The sequence below is a fragment of the Williamsia soli genome (assembly GCF_017377795.1).
GTDB lineage: Bacteria > Actinomycetota > Actinomycetes > Mycobacteriales > Mycobacteriaceae > Williamsia > Williamsia soli.
The window spans coordinates 964,031-977,724 of sequence record NZ_JAFRDR010000001.1; the positions used below are offsets into that span (position 1 = coordinate 964,031).

Genomic DNA, 13,694 nt, shown 5'->3' on the forward strand with positions numbered 1-13,694 from the left:
CATACACTTCCACGCAATACGGGCAAACAAACTCCCGACGCGTTCACAAAGGAGCACTTCCATGACCACCAAGCGGCAACTCAAGCTGGGGGCGGTTCTCACCCCGACCGGTGGCCCGGGTCATCCGTACACCTGGCTCGATCCGGAACTGCCCGGCGACGCCAGCGTCGACATCGACTGGTATATCAAGTACGCGCGCATCGCCGAGGAGGCCAAGTTCGACCTGGTCTTCATCGTGGACAGCCAATTCATCACGCCGGACTCGCCGCCCCACTACCTCAATCGCCTCGAGCCGTTGACGCTGCTCTCGGCACTGGCCGTGGCCACCGAGAACATCGGCCTCGTCGGCACGCTGACCACCTCGTTCAACCAGCCGTTCAACGTGGCCCGGCGCTTTGCGTCCCTCGACCTCATCAGCCGTGGCCGCGCGGGCTGGAACGTGGTCACCAGCGGTGATTCGGGAACTGCGGGCAACTACAGTCTTGACGAGCACTACGACTACGCCACCCGATATGGCAAGGCCAGTGAGCACGTCGAGGTCGTCAAGGCACTCTGGGATTCGTACGAGGACGATGCCTTTCCGCGGAACAAGGAGACAAAAGAGTTCCTCGATTCGAGCAAGCTGCACACCCTGAACCATCGCGGCGAGTACTTCTCCGTCGTGGGACCGCTCAACATCGAGCGGTCGCAGCAGGGCCAGCCGGTGATCTTCCAGGCGGGCGATTCCGAGCAGGGTCGCGATCTCGGTGCGCAGATCGCCGATGGGATCTTCACGCACGCACCGAGTTTCGAGGCCGGGGCCGCGTTCTACGCAGACATCAAGAACCGGGCGGCGGCGCTGGGTCGTAATCCCGACGAGATCGTGATCCTGCCCGGTGTCGCGGTGACCGTCGGTGACACCGACGAGGATGCTCGTGAGATCGAACGTGCGACCCAGCTGGCGGACAACAACTTCGACAAGTCGCTCAACGAGTTCGGTCGCCCGTTCGGCTGGCACGATTTCCGGCAATATGATCTGGATGCCCCGTTCCCCGTCGAGGCCCTCAAATCTGCCGAGAACAGCTTCTACACGCAGGCCAAGAAGATCACCGAGCTCGCCGTCGAGCGGGGATTGACGTTGCGCCAGACGGTCGAGGCCCTCAGCTCACCCAGGCTCTCGCCTTTCACCGGGAGCGCCACAACCGTTGCCGATGAACTGCAGCGATGGCTCGACGGCCGCGCACTCGACGGCATCAACATCCACATCGGCCATCCCGCGCAGTTTCGCCGGTTCGTCGACGAGGTGTTGCCCATCCTGCGTGAACGCGGTGTGGTCCGAGAGGACTACGAGGGAACCACGTTGCGCGACAATCTCGGATTGCCGTTCGTCGAAAACCGCCACACCAGGGCGCAGCGCGACGGGGTGGCACTCGCGCCGCTGCCCGGCGCCCTGGCCTCCAGTATCTGACACACCCCCATCCATTTCCTTTTCAGGAGTTCTCAGTGAGCAAGAAGAGTCGGCGCTCCGCCGGCATCGTAGTACTCGGTTTGATCGTCGCGCTGATCGCGACCGCCTGTGGCGGCGGGACCAGCAGCAGTTCCGGCGCATCCGAGGTCAAGTGGGCGTTCAGCCTGCCCACCTCGTGGGATCCGGTGACGAGCCGAACCGGCAACGACATCAACACCATCAGCCTGGCGTACGCATCGCTCACCCGCCTCGACGAAAACGGCAACGTCGAACCGTCTCTGGCCGAGAGCTGGGAATACAACGCCGACGGCACCGCCGTCACCTTCACACTCCGTGAGGGGCTGACCTTCACCGACGGCACCCCGCTGGACGCCGAGGCCGTCAAGGCCTTCTTCGAACGCGGTAAGACGCAGGAGGATTCGTTCCTCAAGGATCAGCTGGACGACGTCGTCGGCGCTACGGTCGTCAGCCCGACAGAGGTGACGCTGAACCTGTCCCGTCCCGACTACCAGATCCCGTATCTCGTCGCCGGACGCACCGGTGCCATCTCGAGCCCCGCTGCCGCGGCCGACACCCAGAAGTTGAGCGTCTGGCCTGTGGGCGCCGGGCCGTTCAAGATCACCGACTTCGTCGCGGAGGATCACGCGTATTTCGTGAAGAACCCCGACTACTGGGACGCCGAGAACATCAACATCGAGAGCTTCCAGCTCAGTGTTGCTCCCGATCCGGCCACGCTGGTCGCGGGTGTGCAATCCGGTTCGATCGACTTCGCGACTCTGCCTGCGCTGCAGGCGAAGGAAGCCGAGGCTGCCGGCCTGAACGTCACCGTCGAGCCGTCGCTCGCCGCCAACAACGTGTCCATCAACTTGAACAAGGCACCGTTCGACAACCCGAAGGTGGTCGAGGCGTTCCGGTACGCGTTCGACCGACAGGCCTTCGTCGACGTCATCACCGGCGGCCTGGGCAGCAAGACGAGCCAGCCGTTTCCCGAGGGCTACCTCGCCTTCAATCCGGAGATCGAGAACCAGTGGAGCTACGACCCCGAGAAGGCGAAGAGCTTGCTGCAGGAGGCCGGGTACGGACCCGGCGAGCTGACGATCGCCATCACCGCGCAGTCCGTCGCGACGAACCGTGCGGAACTGGCCCAGGCACAGCTGAAGAAGATCGGTGTGGAGTCCACGATCGATGTGGTTCCGCCCGGCTCGTCCACCTGGCAGAGCGAGGTCTACATCGCGAAGAACCCGCAGCTGGCCACCGACGGCACCATCGGCCGTGAGTCACCGGTGCAAAACCTGCTCGCCACGTACGGCGCCGAGGGCATCATGAACCTCAGTGGTCCGCACGCCTCTCCGGAGTTCGTCGCCGCTCTCGACCTGGTGCGCGCCACCCCGCTGGAGGATCCGCAGTACAAGCCACGGCTGTGGGCAGCGGTCAAGGCCGGTGTCGACCAGTCGCCGAGCAACTACCTGTTCAGCAACCCGTGGATCATCGTCTCGAATCCGAAGCTGAAGGACCTCAACATCCTTCCGTCGCAGGTGCGTTGGGAAGGCGTCACGGTCTCATGACGGTCTCCACGGTCAAAACGGAGCGCTCCGCGACCACACCCGCCCGCGCCGAGGGGGTTTCGACCCTCCCGGTGTGGCCGGCGCGGCTGCGTGCGACGCTGCGGGTGGTGGTCGGCACCGTTTTGATCGTGGTCCCGGTCTTTCTCTTCTCGACCCTCATCACCTTTCTCCTCGGGGCCACCAGCGGACTGAACCCCGCCGCCGGCATCGCCGGTGACTCCGCCACCCCGGAGACCATCGCGAGGATCAACGCCGAGTTCGGGCTGGACAAGCCGATCTGGCAGCAGTACTTCGACTGGATGGGCTCGATGCTCACCGGCGATCTGGGTGTGTCGTGGTTCAGCAAGATCCCGGTCAGCGAGTTGATCGGGCAGCGGCTGGCGGTCAGCGCCTCTATCGCCGGGCTGGCGCTGGTCATCGGGCTCGTGTTCGGCATCGGACTCGGCCTGCTGGCCGCGGTGTATCGGGGCAGCGTCTTCGACCGGGCGGTCACTGCTTACACCTCGGTGGTCTCGACCCTGCCGCCGTTCGTCATCTCCATCGGTTTGATCCTGGTCTTCAGTGTCTGGCTCGGCTGGCTTCCTTCTGCCGGATACGTTCCGCTGGAGGAGGATCCGGGCCGCTGGCTCATGTTGATCATCATGCCGGCGGTCGCGCTGAGCATGGATGTCATCGCCGACATCGCCCGGCAACTGCGTACCGGCCTCGTCGCAGAGCTCGAGCAGGACTACGTCGTCGGGGCCGTGGTGCGCGGCATCAGTCCACGGCGCATCCTGTTCGTCCACGCTCTACGCAACGGTGCCGGTCCGGCTCTGGCGATCCTCGGCATGAAGATCCCCACCCTCATCGGTGGTGCGGTCGTCATGGAGACCATGTTCTCGATGCCCGGATTCGGCCGACTGGCAGCCGATTCGGCGCTGCGTGGTGACGTGCCGATCGTGCAGGGAGCGCTGGTCGTGGCCATCGTGTTCGTGCTCGTGTGCAACCTGGTCGTCAACGTGGTGCTCGGCACCCTGCAACCCGCAGCGAAACGAAGGGAGTGAGCGGATGTTCACAGCAATCCTGCGGTATCGGTCCGCGCAGCTCGCATTGGCAGTTCTCGGCCTGGTCGTCCTGCTTGCCATCGTCGGGCCCTGGCTGGCGCCGTTCGACCCACTCGAGCAAGACAGCACCGCCATCCTCTCCGGTCCCAGCGCACAGCACTGGCTCGGCACCGACAACGTGGGCCGCGACGTCTTCAGCCGACTGCTCGCCGGCTCCACGGTCTCTGTGCTCTCGGCGTTGCAGTCCGTGCTCGTCGGGTTCCTGCTGGGCGTCATACCCGGATTTCTCTCGGTCTACCTGGGCCGCGGGGTCGAGTGGTTCACGTTGCGGCTCATGGACGCCCTCATCACGCTGCCGTTCCTCGTGTTCGCGGTGGCCATGACAGCCCTGCTCGGCAACGGGCTGACGCAGGCCATGTTCGCCGTCGGCATCCTGATCGCACCTGCGTTCTATCGCGTCACCCGGGCAGCGGCGTTGACCGTCGCCAACTCGCAGTACGTCGAGGCCGCCGCATTGATGGGGGCCACCACACGGTGGATCGTGCTGCGCCATGCGGTCCGTAAAGTGGCTCCCGCGGTGGGGGTCACGTTCGCCACCATGACCGGCGCCAGCCTGGTCATCGTGTCATCGCTGACGTTCCTCGGCATCGGTGTTGTCCCGCCCGATCCCACCTGGGGCGGGCTCCTGGCCGGCGGATTGCAGTTCCTGTACCAGGCGCCCTGGTCGCCGGTCGTCCCCGCGCTGTTGATCGTGGCAACCGTGTGGGCGCTCAACGCCATCGCAGACGCCCTGCGCGATGCGTCCAGTACGCCCCGGCGCAGGCCATCCGGTGACAAGCAGGACCTGAACGAGCAGGGCCAGGACAAACAGGAGAAGATCGCCGATGTCGTCTGACACCTTGGACCTCACCAAGAGCGCCGCCGTCACCCGCAGGGAGCCGGTGCTGACGGTGTCGGATCTGCACATCTCGCTTACCGACGGCACCGAACTCGTCCGCGGCGTCGATTTCGTCCTCAACCGTGGCGGTGCACTGGGCATCGTCGGCGAGTCCGGCAGCGGTAAGTCGTTGACCTGCCGGGCAACTCTGGGAATCCTCGCCGAGGGTGTCGAGGTGACGAAGGGCTCGATCGAGTTCGACGGTATCGAATTGACAGCGCTCGGCGCCAAGGAATGGAGACCGCTGCGAGGGACCCGGATCTCTGCGGTCTTCCAGGACCCGGCGGCGTACCTGAACCCGTCCATCCGGGTGGGTGAGCAACTCGCAGAAGCTCTTCGGTCGACAGTCGGACTCTCGCGCAAAGAAGCCAAGGTCCGTGCCGTGGAGCTGTTCGCGAAAATGGGCCTGCGCGAGCCGGCCTCGGTCTACAGGCAGTATCCCTATGAACTCTCGGGCGGCATGTTGCAGCGCGTGGTCATCGCCATCGCGGTGTCCGCGGAGCCCGAGCTGCTCATCGCCGACGAGGCGACCACGGCGCTCGACGTCACCGTACAGGCCGCCGTACTCGACCTGATCGACGATCTACGCATCGAACTCGGTCTCGCGCTGGTCCTGGTGTCGCATGATCTGGCGGTGGTCGCGCAGGTGTGCGACGACGTGATCGTCATGCGCGACGGCCTGGTCGTCGAGGCGGGCCCGGCCGAGCGCCTGCTGAGAGAACCTCGCCACGACTACACCCGGCAGCTCGTGGACAACCACCGCGACTACGGCCTCGAGGCAATTCTGGAGAAGGAGATCGCCGGTGTCTGATCACACGCCCCTGCTGCGGCTCACCGACGTCCGGGTCGAACGGGGGAGCAGGGCTACGCGCAAGCAGATCCTGCACGGTGTCGACCTGCATATCAACGCCGGCGAGAAGCTGGGTCTCATCGGCGAAAGCGGTTCGGGCAAGACCACGTTGGCGCGCACCGTCCTCGGGTTGATTCCGCCCACCACCGGAACCATCGAGCTGGGTGGCAAGCGCATCGACGGGCTCGGGAAGTCGGAGCTGCGCAAACACCGCTTGTCGGGCGCCGTGCAGTATGTCTTCCAGGATCCGCTGCTCAGTCTCGATCCCGAGATCGAGGTCGGGGTGTCCATCGGCGAGGGGCTGGCGGTCCGGGGCGGCTATGACCGTGCCGAGATCAGCAAGCGGGTCGACGACGTGCTCGACAGTGTCGACCTCGACCGGAGCATCGCGAAGCGGGTGCCTGCGGAACTGTCCGGCGGACAACGCCAACGGGTCGCGATCGCGAGGGCCATCATCCTCGATCCGTCGTTGCTACTACTCGACGAACCCGTCAGCGCGCTGGACTCGGTGCACCGCATCCAGATCCTCAAACTCCTCGACGAGCTGGGTCGGGCGCGAAACCTCGCGCAGCTCTTCATCTCACATGATCTCGGCGCGGTCGCTGCGCTGGTCGACCGGATCGCTGTCATGTATCAGGGCAAGGTCGTCGAACTCGGCGAGACCGCGCGGGTCATCAAAGATCCGCAGCACCCGTACACGGCGCTGCTGATCGGCTCGGCACCGACACTGTCCGGTGGGACGGTGAGCCGCGAACGGCGTCGCGAACTCCGTCGTGCTCTGGCGGAGGAGACCGCAGCATGACCGATCGGCACCTGGTACTCGGCGCCGTGCTGATCGGTGTCGGCGATGCGAACGGGGCAGGTCTGTGGCGTCATCCCGACGTCCCCACCACTGCGAGCATCGACATCGACTGGTACATCAAGCAGGCGCGGGAGGCCGAGGAGGCGAAGTTCGACTTCGTGTTCGTGGTCGACAGTCAGTACATCGACGCAGGTTTTCCGCCGCATCACCTGAATCGACTCGAACCGTTGACCCTGCTGTCCGCAGTGGCGGTCTCCACCGAACGCATCGGTGTGGTGGCGACCGTCAGCACCACCTACAGCGAGCCGTGGGACATCGCTCGCAGGGTTGCCTCCCTCGATCTGATCAGTCGCGGACGGGCGGCGTGGAACATCGTCACCAGTCAGGATCCCGGTACCGCAGGCAATTTCAGCCGAAGCGAGCACGGCGACTACGCGACGCGCTACCGCCGCGCGAGCGAGAGTGTCGACGTGGTGACCGGCTTGTGGAACTCCTACGAAGACGACGCGTTTTCCACCGACAAGTCCGCAGAACGCTTTCTCGATCCCGCCAAACAGCACCGGCTCGACCATGTCGGTGAGTTCTTCTCGGTGACAGGGCCTTTGAATATCCAGCGCTCGCCCCAGGGACAGCCGGTCCTCATCCAGGCGGGCACCTCCGACGACGGTCGCAACCTGAGCGCAGAGGTGGCCGAGATCGTGTTCAGCTTCGAACCGACGGTTGAGACCGCCGCACAGCTCAAAGCCGACATCCTCAAGCGTTCCGAGAAGTACAACCGCGACCCCGACGATCTGCTGTTCGTGCCGGGACTCAGTGTGTTCATCCGGGACACCGATGAGGAGGCTCAGCAGGCCCTCGAAGCTGCCCACGACACCTACCCGACCGAGCGGCTCCTGTCACAGATCAAGCGGATCTTCGGCGACCGCAGCTTCGCGGACTTCGATCTGGATGCGCCGTTCCCGGACATCGACCCCACCACTCCCGAATCCCTCTCCGGTGCTGCCGCCCTCGCCGGACGCGCCCGAGAGAACGGGTGGACGTTGCGCCAGACGTTGCGCAGCATGATCGACCACTGGGCATGGTTCGTAGGATCGCCGGTGACCGTCGCCGACGAGATCGAGCGCTGGTATCGCAGCGGTGCCGTCGACGGATTCAACCTGTTCGTGCAGGACCCGTCGGACTGGCACCGCTTCCGCACCGAGGTGGTGCCGATCCTGGTCGAGCGTGGCGTTGCTCGGGCGGATTATTCGTCCGACACCTTGCGTGGCCACCTGGGACTGAAGGTACCCCCGAATCGGTACACTGCCGCCCGCACATCCAGCCTCTGACCGCTGACCGTGCCGTAACAACCGCCGACCGTGCCGTAACAACCGCCGACCGTGCCGTAGTTACCGCCGGAAGCGCTGCGGTGCTGGATCTAAGGCTCACTCGGTGTCGACAGAGGCACGCTCGGCGACGTTGTCGGCTCGCTCGGTGGGGGTTCCATCAGATTACCGTCGTGCCCGAATTCGAGACGAGTGACGCTTTCCGGGGTGCTGTGCAGAATTGTGAGCAGTGCGTCGCGGTGCGGTGGCAGAACGCGAATCGTCAGAGTCCCGGTATCGGCACCGTCGAGGGCGTCGCGGACGCTGTCCAACAGGCGTTTTCGGACTGAGTCAGGTTTGTGGTCGAGCCCGCTGTCGTCGAGCATCACCACTTCGACACCGCGGGAACGGGTTGCGTTGATGGCGGCGCTGATGGCAGGTGTGGCCAGCGCCGGTGCCCGCAACGTATCGCGGAGGTGTGCTTCGAGGAGCCTGGCTGTGAGCCGATCTTCTTCGGTGAGAGGATCACTTCCGGCCAAGCGCTCGAGAAGGGGGCGGGCGAGGTCGTCCAGTTGGATCAACCTGCGGTTGCGTTCTTCGAGCACCGCCTTGTCTGCAGCCTCGGCAGCGACCCGAAGCGTGGCCTGTTCGCGGAGCTCGAAGATCTGGCGAACGGCGGGCCGTATCCGCCACACAAAGAACGTCGCCATCACTACCGGCGCGAGGTTGACCATCGATGTTTGCAGACCGATGAGATACCCCAGGCCGTTTCGCTCGGCCCACAGCATGCAGCTGGACACAACGCCGATCATGCCGATCCAGCCCCACAATGCGCGACCGCGGACAAACATGTACGTGTAGACGGCGGTAGCTGCTGTCAGTGGCCACAGTTGCAGGCCGGCAACCGGTGGATCGATGACGAGGAAGACCAGATTCGCTGCCACCACGCCGGACCCGGCCAACAGAATGGCTGGCGGAGTGGGTAGCGGGTCACCTTGTGCCGTGACGAGGGTGACGGCCGCCAGGCTGATGATGAGCCACGCTGCAAACTCGTGCCAGAAGCTTCCAGGTGGGCTGGTGGTCACTGCGACGAGCCCATACGTGGCGATGAATGCGCCTGTGGTGATCAGGGCGACCGTCGTTCGCGAACCCAAGAGTTCGCGAATGTCGTGGGTTTCCTGCGCGCTCACCTGAGCGACCATTCGAGGTGAATCCGGGTGCCCGAGCCCCGACGGCTGTGCACAGAAGCAGAGCCTCCGGGAAGGCTCCTCATTCGGCCGACGATGCTGACGGCGATTCCCAGTCGGTGCGGAGGCAGGGCCGAGGGGTCGAATCCGGCGCCGTCGTCGATCACATCGACGCTGAGAAGGGCGTCGGTCAGCCGCACGGTGACCGAGCTGCGGGCGTCGATGCCGGCGTGTCGCCGACTGTTGCGCAAAGCCTCGGACAACGCGGACCCCACGGTGCGAATGTCGTCGGCCGGAAGTTCATCGGGATGCGCGGCATCGCGATGAGAGACGATGAACGTCGCTCGGTTGTCGGCCTCGGCGGCCGAGTTCCGAAGGTGTGTGACGGCTTGTTCCCACGAGAACAGTTCGTCCGGTCCGACGCGTGACTGCAGGGCGTCGAGTTCGGCCAAGGTCGATGCGGCGAGCGGACCCACGACGGTCTGTGGCTGACCACGGCCGGCAGCGAGGAAGGTCGAGAGGACGTTGTCATGTATCAGCGCGTCGATACGCTCGCGTTCAACCGTCTGAGCCCGTTGCGCGGCGGCAGCCGCTGCGGCCCGATAGGTCGTCTCCTTGGTCGTGTCGAGCAGTCTCACGGTCCGGATTGCCATCGCTGCAGCACCGAAGTACAGCGCGCAGAACATGATTCCGAACGCGATTTGGGAGGGTAGCAGGGAGAGCGCCCAACCTCCGCGAGCGGCGGTGACGATCACCGATGTCGCTCCGCAGACCAGAACCAGGTAGGCGGCGGCCAGCGAGAGTGGCCAGGCGATGAGCGCGGCCAGACTCGCCAAACCCGGGAAAGCCGCGAGCCAAAAGGCGTCGCCGGGGTCGAGGTCAGGGCCGTTCCATGCCGTCCCCCACGTGGCTGCGGCGATCAGAAAAGCCACCGCAGCGGCCGCCGCGGTCGCCCGCACCAGCCGCGTGTCGGATCGGAATGACGCCATCCCCGGCAGTAATCCCAACCCGAACACCGTGGCGACAGTGATTGGCGGCCACCACGGATCCATGTGTGCCGATTCGGCGATGATCGCAGGTGTCAGCAATGCGAGGTAGGCGACATAACCGACGCTCACCAAGCGGGCGAGCATTCGGACGACGCGATCCTCGTTCTCGCCCGTGTCGGCGTCGAGGCGACTGCCACGTCGTGGCGTCAGGGCCGAAGCAGTTCTCCGCGGTGAGCGAACGCTCATCGACCGGGGTGCTCAGGCATCGGGAGGAGTCCGTCTTCGACGGCCCGCTGATACAACTCCACCTTTGAGCCGGCGGGGCGGCCGGCGTCGGCGTATTTCATCCGGATCCGGGCGAGGTAGTCGTTGACGGTGTTCGGCGACAGGCCGGTCATCCGTGCCACGCGGTCGGCCTTCTCGCCGGACGCGTACAAAGCAAGCACGTCTCGTTGACGGGGACTCAGGTCGACATCGGCCAGCCCTGGATCGCCGTCGATCGCTGCGGCCCACTCGGTGGTCACCACCTGACGTCCTTGCGCGGCTGCGACGATGGCTGCGACGACGACGTCTGTCGGTTCCGATTTACGTACGACACCCAGCACGCCGGCCTTCGCGGCTTGTCGAACGAGGTACGGGTTCTCGGCTCCGGTGAAGACCAGCGTTTCGAGGCCCGCAGCGCGTAGCTGTTCGACGTTGGCGGTAGGGGAGGATCCGTCCGACAGTCTCAGGTCGAGCAGGACGAGGTCGAGGTCGAGACCTTGATCGAGCAGGCCGGTGACCGTGCCCGCGGAACCCGCGACCTCGACACGGGAATCATCGGCCAGCATTGCCTTGAGGCCCAGCACCACAGATGAGTGATCCTCGACGACCCCGACTTTCCTCGCGGTATTCATTCATCGGCCCTTCTTTCGACTCCCAGAGATCATCCCCTATCGCAGTTCAATTCGTATCTTCGTCAAATCAAATGAAGTAGATCGTGGAGTCGGTCGCCGTAAATGGCTCGACGTGTGGCGGGCCGGGTCCTAGTCTTCGGCAATGTCCATCCGCTACCACGTGTCTTCGGTTTTGAATCGTGCCTCCATCTCGCGGTACGGGCTGGACTGGAGCCGCATGGGTGCAGCGCCAGGTATCGCGGGAAGCCGAGAACCCGAGCAACAGGGTTGCTTCCTCGCCGGCAATGAGTGGGAGCGGGACTGGTTCGTGCGGATGAACAACACCGGTGGCGACGTCGATGTGTGGGAGGTCCATGGCGTCGAGGCCGACGATCTGACGCAATCACCCGAGGGCTACTACTTTCTGCCTGGTGTCCTCCCGCCGAGTCGCGTGCGGCTGTCGCAGCGAGATATCCCGCCGCAGGTGTAGCTGGGTCGTCGTCGAACGTCGATGAATACTGCTCTGCGGCAGTAGGTCCGGAGGAAATTTTTCTCTCAGAATGTGTTGGCACTCGGGGGGTGAGAGTGCTAAAAATGTGGTGCACAGTGATTGGTCGCCCGCCAACCGGTGGCGGGCAGCGAGTGACGTAGGAGGTGGGTTGCTGTGCTTCGTTTTGATCCTTTCGGTGATGTGGATGCGTTGACCCGCGGGTTGCTGCACTCGGCGGGATCGTCTCGAACTCCGCGGTTCATGCCGATGGACCTGTGCAAACTCGATGGTCACTATCTGCTGACCGCTGATCTACCCGGCGTCGATCCGGGATCGGTGGACGTCAGCGTGGACAACGGGGTGCTGACCCTGTCGGCGCAGCGCACTGCCCGCTCGGAAGACGGCGTCCAGTGGCTGACGAACGAACGGCCCTTCGGAAGTTATCGTCGGCAGTTGTCCCTCGGCGAGGGAATCGATGCGGCCGGCATCACCGCGCGCTACGACAACGGTGTTCTGTCGGTTACGATCCCGATCGCGGAGAAGGCCAAGCCACGCCGCGTCGAGATCCAACATTCCGACCATCAGCAGTCCATCGAGGCTTCCTCCGGCTGATCACCGCGCCATCGAGAAGCCCTCACGGACCGGTCCGTCAACGTGGTGTCGCCCAGGTATATCTGGGCGACACCACTTTTCGATGAGTCCGGAATATCAGGTTCCACGTCGCCGTTGTTCGACGCGAGCTGTTGCTGACAATCAGAGAGGAGACAACCATGCCCTACTATCCCTCCACAATGACCTGGACCTCGCCGGTCACTCGCAGTGATGCGCGGCTCCGCGACGACGAGCCCAGCCCCGGATGGTGGGGTTGGCTCACTCTCGTGGCTGTATTCGGCACGTTCGCCGCGGCGTTGATCTTCGGCGTGCCACGTTGACTCAAATGGTTGTGCTGGACATGACTTCTGACCTGCATCGCTCGACGTTGTCGCGGTGGACCGAACGCGCACGGCGCGCTGTCGCGGCCGACCGGTTGCTGACCGCGGCGGCTGTGCTGTTCGCGATTGCCATTCCGAGCTGGGTCATCGTGGCCATTGCCTCCGCCAGCCTCGTCCTCGGGTCGGCGGTAGCGGTGGCGACTTGTTCGACGCTCGGTTCGATCGGATTGGTAGCCATCGACCTGTGGTCCAGGAGGCGGTGAAGATAGACGAATTGCGGTCACCCGCTCCACTTTCGTGAATCCGCTCCACTTCCAGAACACTGGAAGTGGAGCAGATTTCTACAAGTGGAGCAGATTGCGGCTGGACATTGATCAGCCGCTGCCGAACGGCTCGTATCCTGAGCCGATGAGAACACCATCGTGGGTGGAATTGGTCGGGCGCAATATCGCTGCGAGTGCCCTGTCGGTGTCGGGGTCGTTGCGTGTCTCCGGCAAGAACAGGCAGGACGAACCCTTCGACGAGCTCTTCGAGTTCTGGCACGGCGGAGGTGGGCAATGGCGCATCGAACGTGACGGCGAGGTGGTCTACCTAGCGGCGGACGATCAATCGGCACTCGTCCTCATCGACGGACAGTTGCAGCGTCAACCTGCCGGCCGCATGCGGATGGCATGGGTGGGGTCCATGTTCAGTCCTCTCGATCTCCTGGGTGAGGACTCGCTCTTGAGAAAGATGAGTACTCGCACGAAGGTGACCCACGAGGCCGAATCCGTCGAGAAGTACGGTCGGGCAGCGTGGTCCACAGAGCTGGTGACCCCCAAAGGCGACGACACCATCGAACTCGCTTTTGACGACGACACCGGGATCCTTGTGCTGCTGCGTACCCCGAACGGTGGCCTTCTGGAGGTCACCAACCTGGCGGTTCACGACCAGATCGACAGTGAACGGTTCACCTGGGACGGCCAGATCTCCAACGCAGACTTCGATAGAAAAGATCCGCGAGCCCAGGCTGCTAACCGAATTGAGATTCTCAGCGCACTGGTCGATGCCCTCGAACGGCCGCAGGATGTGCTGAGCGCCGTCGCCGGGACTGCTGACCACCAGCAGGCAAGGACGGCGGTCGTCGACCTCCTCGGCGTGAGCGAGACCGGCGCCGACGCTGTCCTCGCCATGCAGGTCCGGCGCTTCGGTGGTGCCGAGGTGGACAAGATCCGGCGCGAGCTGGCCGAACTGCGCCAGCACACAGAACATCCGGCCGTCGATCAATGATGGC

The 13,694-nt window shown here is 64.4% G+C and carries 15 protein-coding genes; 12 read left to right on the plus strand and 3 right to left on the minus strand.

Translation table 11 applies throughout. The features are described from left to right. The first annotated feature begins 61 nt into the window (after positions 1 to 61). From J3S28_RS04295 to J3S28_RS04325, 7 genes are read left to right on the plus strand one after another with little or no spacing between them, the layout of a single operon-like run. On the plus strand, positions 62 to 1,447 hold the full coding sequence (locus tag J3S28_RS04295; protein WP_207837874.1) for an LLM class flavin-dependent oxidoreductase: 1,386 nt from the start codon (positions 62 to 64) through the stop codon (positions 1,445 to 1,447). A gap of 35 nt (positions 1,448 to 1,482) precedes the next feature. Further along, on the plus strand, positions 1,483 to 3,012 hold the full coding sequence (locus J3S28_RS04300; RefSeq protein WP_207837877.1) for an ABC transporter substrate-binding protein: 1,530 nt from the start codon (positions 1,483 to 1,485) through the stop codon (positions 3,010 to 3,012). Then, positions 3,009 to 4,055 (plus strand): ABC transporter permease, encoded by a 1,047-nt coding sequence (locus J3S28_RS04305; protein WP_207837880.1) that lies wholly within the window; start codon positions 3,009 to 3,011, stop codon positions 4,053 to 4,055. Before J3S28_RS04300 ends, J3S28_RS04305 begins: the two co-directional genes overlap by 4 nt. A 4-nt stretch (positions 4,056 to 4,059) precedes the next feature. Continuing rightward, positions 4,060 to 4,950 (plus strand): ABC transporter permease, encoded by an 891-nt coding sequence (locus tag J3S28_RS04310; RefSeq protein ID WP_207837882.1) that lies wholly within the window; start codon positions 4,060 to 4,062, stop codon positions 4,948 to 4,950. Then, positions 4,940 to 5,803 carry an ABC transporter ATP-binding protein gene (locus J3S28_RS04315; RefSeq protein ID WP_207837884.1) on the plus strand — a complete coding sequence of 288 codons (864 nt, stop codon included), beginning with the start codon at positions 4,940 to 4,942 and terminating at the stop codon, positions 5,801 to 5,803. Before J3S28_RS04310 ends, J3S28_RS04315 begins: the two co-directional genes overlap by 11 nt. Next, positions 5,796 to 6,644: an ABC transporter ATP-binding protein gene (locus J3S28_RS04320; protein WP_307796824.1), complete on the plus strand. Its 849-nt coding sequence runs from the start codon at positions 5,796 to 5,798 to the stop codon at positions 6,642 to 6,644. Before J3S28_RS04315 ends, J3S28_RS04320 begins: the two co-directional genes overlap by 8 nt. Then, positions 6,641 to 7,972: an NtaA/DmoA family FMN-dependent monooxygenase gene (locus J3S28_RS04325; RefSeq protein ID WP_207837887.1), complete on the plus strand. Its 1,332-nt coding sequence runs from the start codon at positions 6,641 to 6,643 to the stop codon at positions 7,970 to 7,972. Before J3S28_RS04320 ends, J3S28_RS04325 begins: the two co-directional genes overlap by 4 nt. Positions 7,973 to 8,061: 89 nt before the next feature. Here the strand turns inward: J3S28_RS04325 and J3S28_RS04330 are convergent, their stop codons facing one another. The 3 genes from J3S28_RS04330 to J3S28_RS04340 are packed head-to-tail and all read right to left on the minus strand — an operon-like array spanning position 8,062 to position 11,020. Beyond that, positions 8,062 to 9,138 (minus strand): DUF8320 family protein, encoded by a 1,077-nt coding sequence (locus J3S28_RS04330; protein WP_207837889.1) that lies wholly within the window; start codon positions 9,136 to 9,138, stop codon positions 8,062 to 8,064. Next, positions 9,135 to 10,370, minus strand: a complete 1,236-nt coding sequence (locus J3S28_RS04335; RefSeq protein ID WP_237340947.1) for a sensor histidine kinase — start codon at positions 10,368 to 10,370, stop codon at positions 9,135 to 9,137. The genes J3S28_RS04330 and J3S28_RS04335 overlap by 4 nt, the downstream gene beginning before the upstream one ends. Further along, positions 10,367 to 11,020, minus strand: a complete 654-nt coding sequence (locus tag J3S28_RS04340) for a helix-turn-helix transcriptional regulator (protein WP_207837891.1) — start codon at positions 11,018 to 11,020, stop codon at positions 10,367 to 10,369. The genes J3S28_RS04335 and J3S28_RS04340 overlap by 4 nt, the downstream gene beginning before the upstream one ends. A gap of 142 nt (positions 11,021 to 11,162) precedes the next feature. Here J3S28_RS04340 and J3S28_RS04345 point away from each other — a divergent pair, with 142 nt between their 5' ends. The 5 genes from J3S28_RS04345 to J3S28_RS04365 all read left to right on the plus strand — a co-directional run bounded on the left by J3S28_RS04345 (position 11,163) and on the right by J3S28_RS04365 (position 13,690). Beyond that, positions 11,163 to 11,489 (plus strand): hypothetical protein, encoded by a 327-nt coding sequence (locus J3S28_RS04345; RefSeq protein ID WP_207837893.1) that lies wholly within the window; start codon positions 11,163 to 11,165, stop codon positions 11,487 to 11,489. A gap of 174 nt (positions 11,490 to 11,663) precedes the next feature. Continuing rightward, positions 11,664 to 12,101 carry an Hsp20/alpha crystallin family protein gene (locus tag J3S28_RS04350; protein WP_207837895.1) on the plus strand — a complete coding sequence of 146 codons (438 nt, stop codon included), beginning with the start codon at positions 11,664 to 11,666 and terminating at the stop codon, positions 12,099 to 12,101. Between the two features lie 158 nt (positions 12,102 to 12,259). Further along, on the plus strand, positions 12,260 to 12,421 hold the full coding sequence (locus J3S28_RS04355; RefSeq protein WP_207837897.1) for a hypothetical protein: 162 nt from the start codon (positions 12,260 to 12,262) through the stop codon (positions 12,419 to 12,421). Between the two features lie 20 nt (positions 12,422 to 12,441). Continuing rightward, positions 12,442 to 12,684: a hypothetical protein gene (locus tag J3S28_RS04360; RefSeq protein ID WP_207837899.1), complete on the plus strand. Its 243-nt coding sequence runs from the start codon at positions 12,442 to 12,444 to the stop codon at positions 12,682 to 12,684. A gap of 145 nt (positions 12,685 to 12,829) precedes the next feature. Further along, positions 12,830 to 13,690, plus strand: a complete 861-nt coding sequence (locus J3S28_RS04365) for a hypothetical protein (protein WP_207837903.1) — start codon at positions 12,830 to 12,832, stop codon at positions 13,688 to 13,690. The last annotated feature ends 4 nt before the right edge of the window (positions 13,691 to 13,694 follow it).

What these genes read in the sequence shown, in the direction of transcription:
- J3S28_RS04295 (WP_207837874.1), top strand. Translation starts at nt 62, where the DNA reads ATGACCACCAAGCGGCAACTCAAGCTGGGGGCGGTTCTCACCCCGACC.
- J3S28_RS04305 (WP_207837880.1), top strand. Translation starts at nt 3,009, where the DNA reads ATGACGGTCTCCACGGTCAAAACGGAGCGCTCCGCGACCACACCCGCC.
- J3S28_RS04310 (WP_207837882.1), top strand. Translation starts at nt 4,060, where the DNA reads ATGTTCACAGCAATCCTGCGGTATCGGTCCGCGCAGCTCGCATTGGCA.
- J3S28_RS04315 (WP_207837884.1), top strand. Translation starts at nt 4,940, where the DNA reads ATGTCGTCTGACACCTTGGACCTCACCAAGAGCGCCGCCGTCACCCGC.
- J3S28_RS04325 (WP_207837887.1), top strand. Translation starts at nt 6,641, where the DNA reads ATGACCGATCGGCACCTGGTACTCGGCGCCGTGCTGATCGGTGTCGGC.
- J3S28_RS04335 (WP_237340947.1), bottom strand. Translation starts at nt 10,370, where the DNA reads ATGAGCGTTCGCTCACCGCGGAGAACTGCTTCGGCCCTGACGCCACGA.
- J3S28_RS04340 (WP_207837891.1), bottom strand. Translation starts at nt 11,020, where the DNA reads ATGAATACCGCGAGGAAAGTCGGGGTCGTCGAGGATCACTCATCTGTG.
- J3S28_RS04345 (WP_207837893.1), top strand. Translation starts at nt 11,163, where the DNA reads ATGTCCATCCGCTACCACGTGTCTTCGGTTTTGAATCGTGCCTCCATC.
- J3S28_RS04355 (WP_207837897.1), top strand. Translation starts at nt 12,260, where the DNA reads ATGCCCTACTATCCCTCCACAATGACCTGGACCTCGCCGGTCACTCGC.
- J3S28_RS04360 (WP_207837899.1), top strand. Translation starts at nt 12,442, where the DNA reads ATGACTTCTGACCTGCATCGCTCGACGTTGTCGCGGTGGACCGAACGC.
- J3S28_RS04365 (WP_207837903.1), top strand. Translation starts at nt 12,830, where the DNA reads ATGAGAACACCATCGTGGGTGGAATTGGTCGGGCGCAATATCGCTGCG.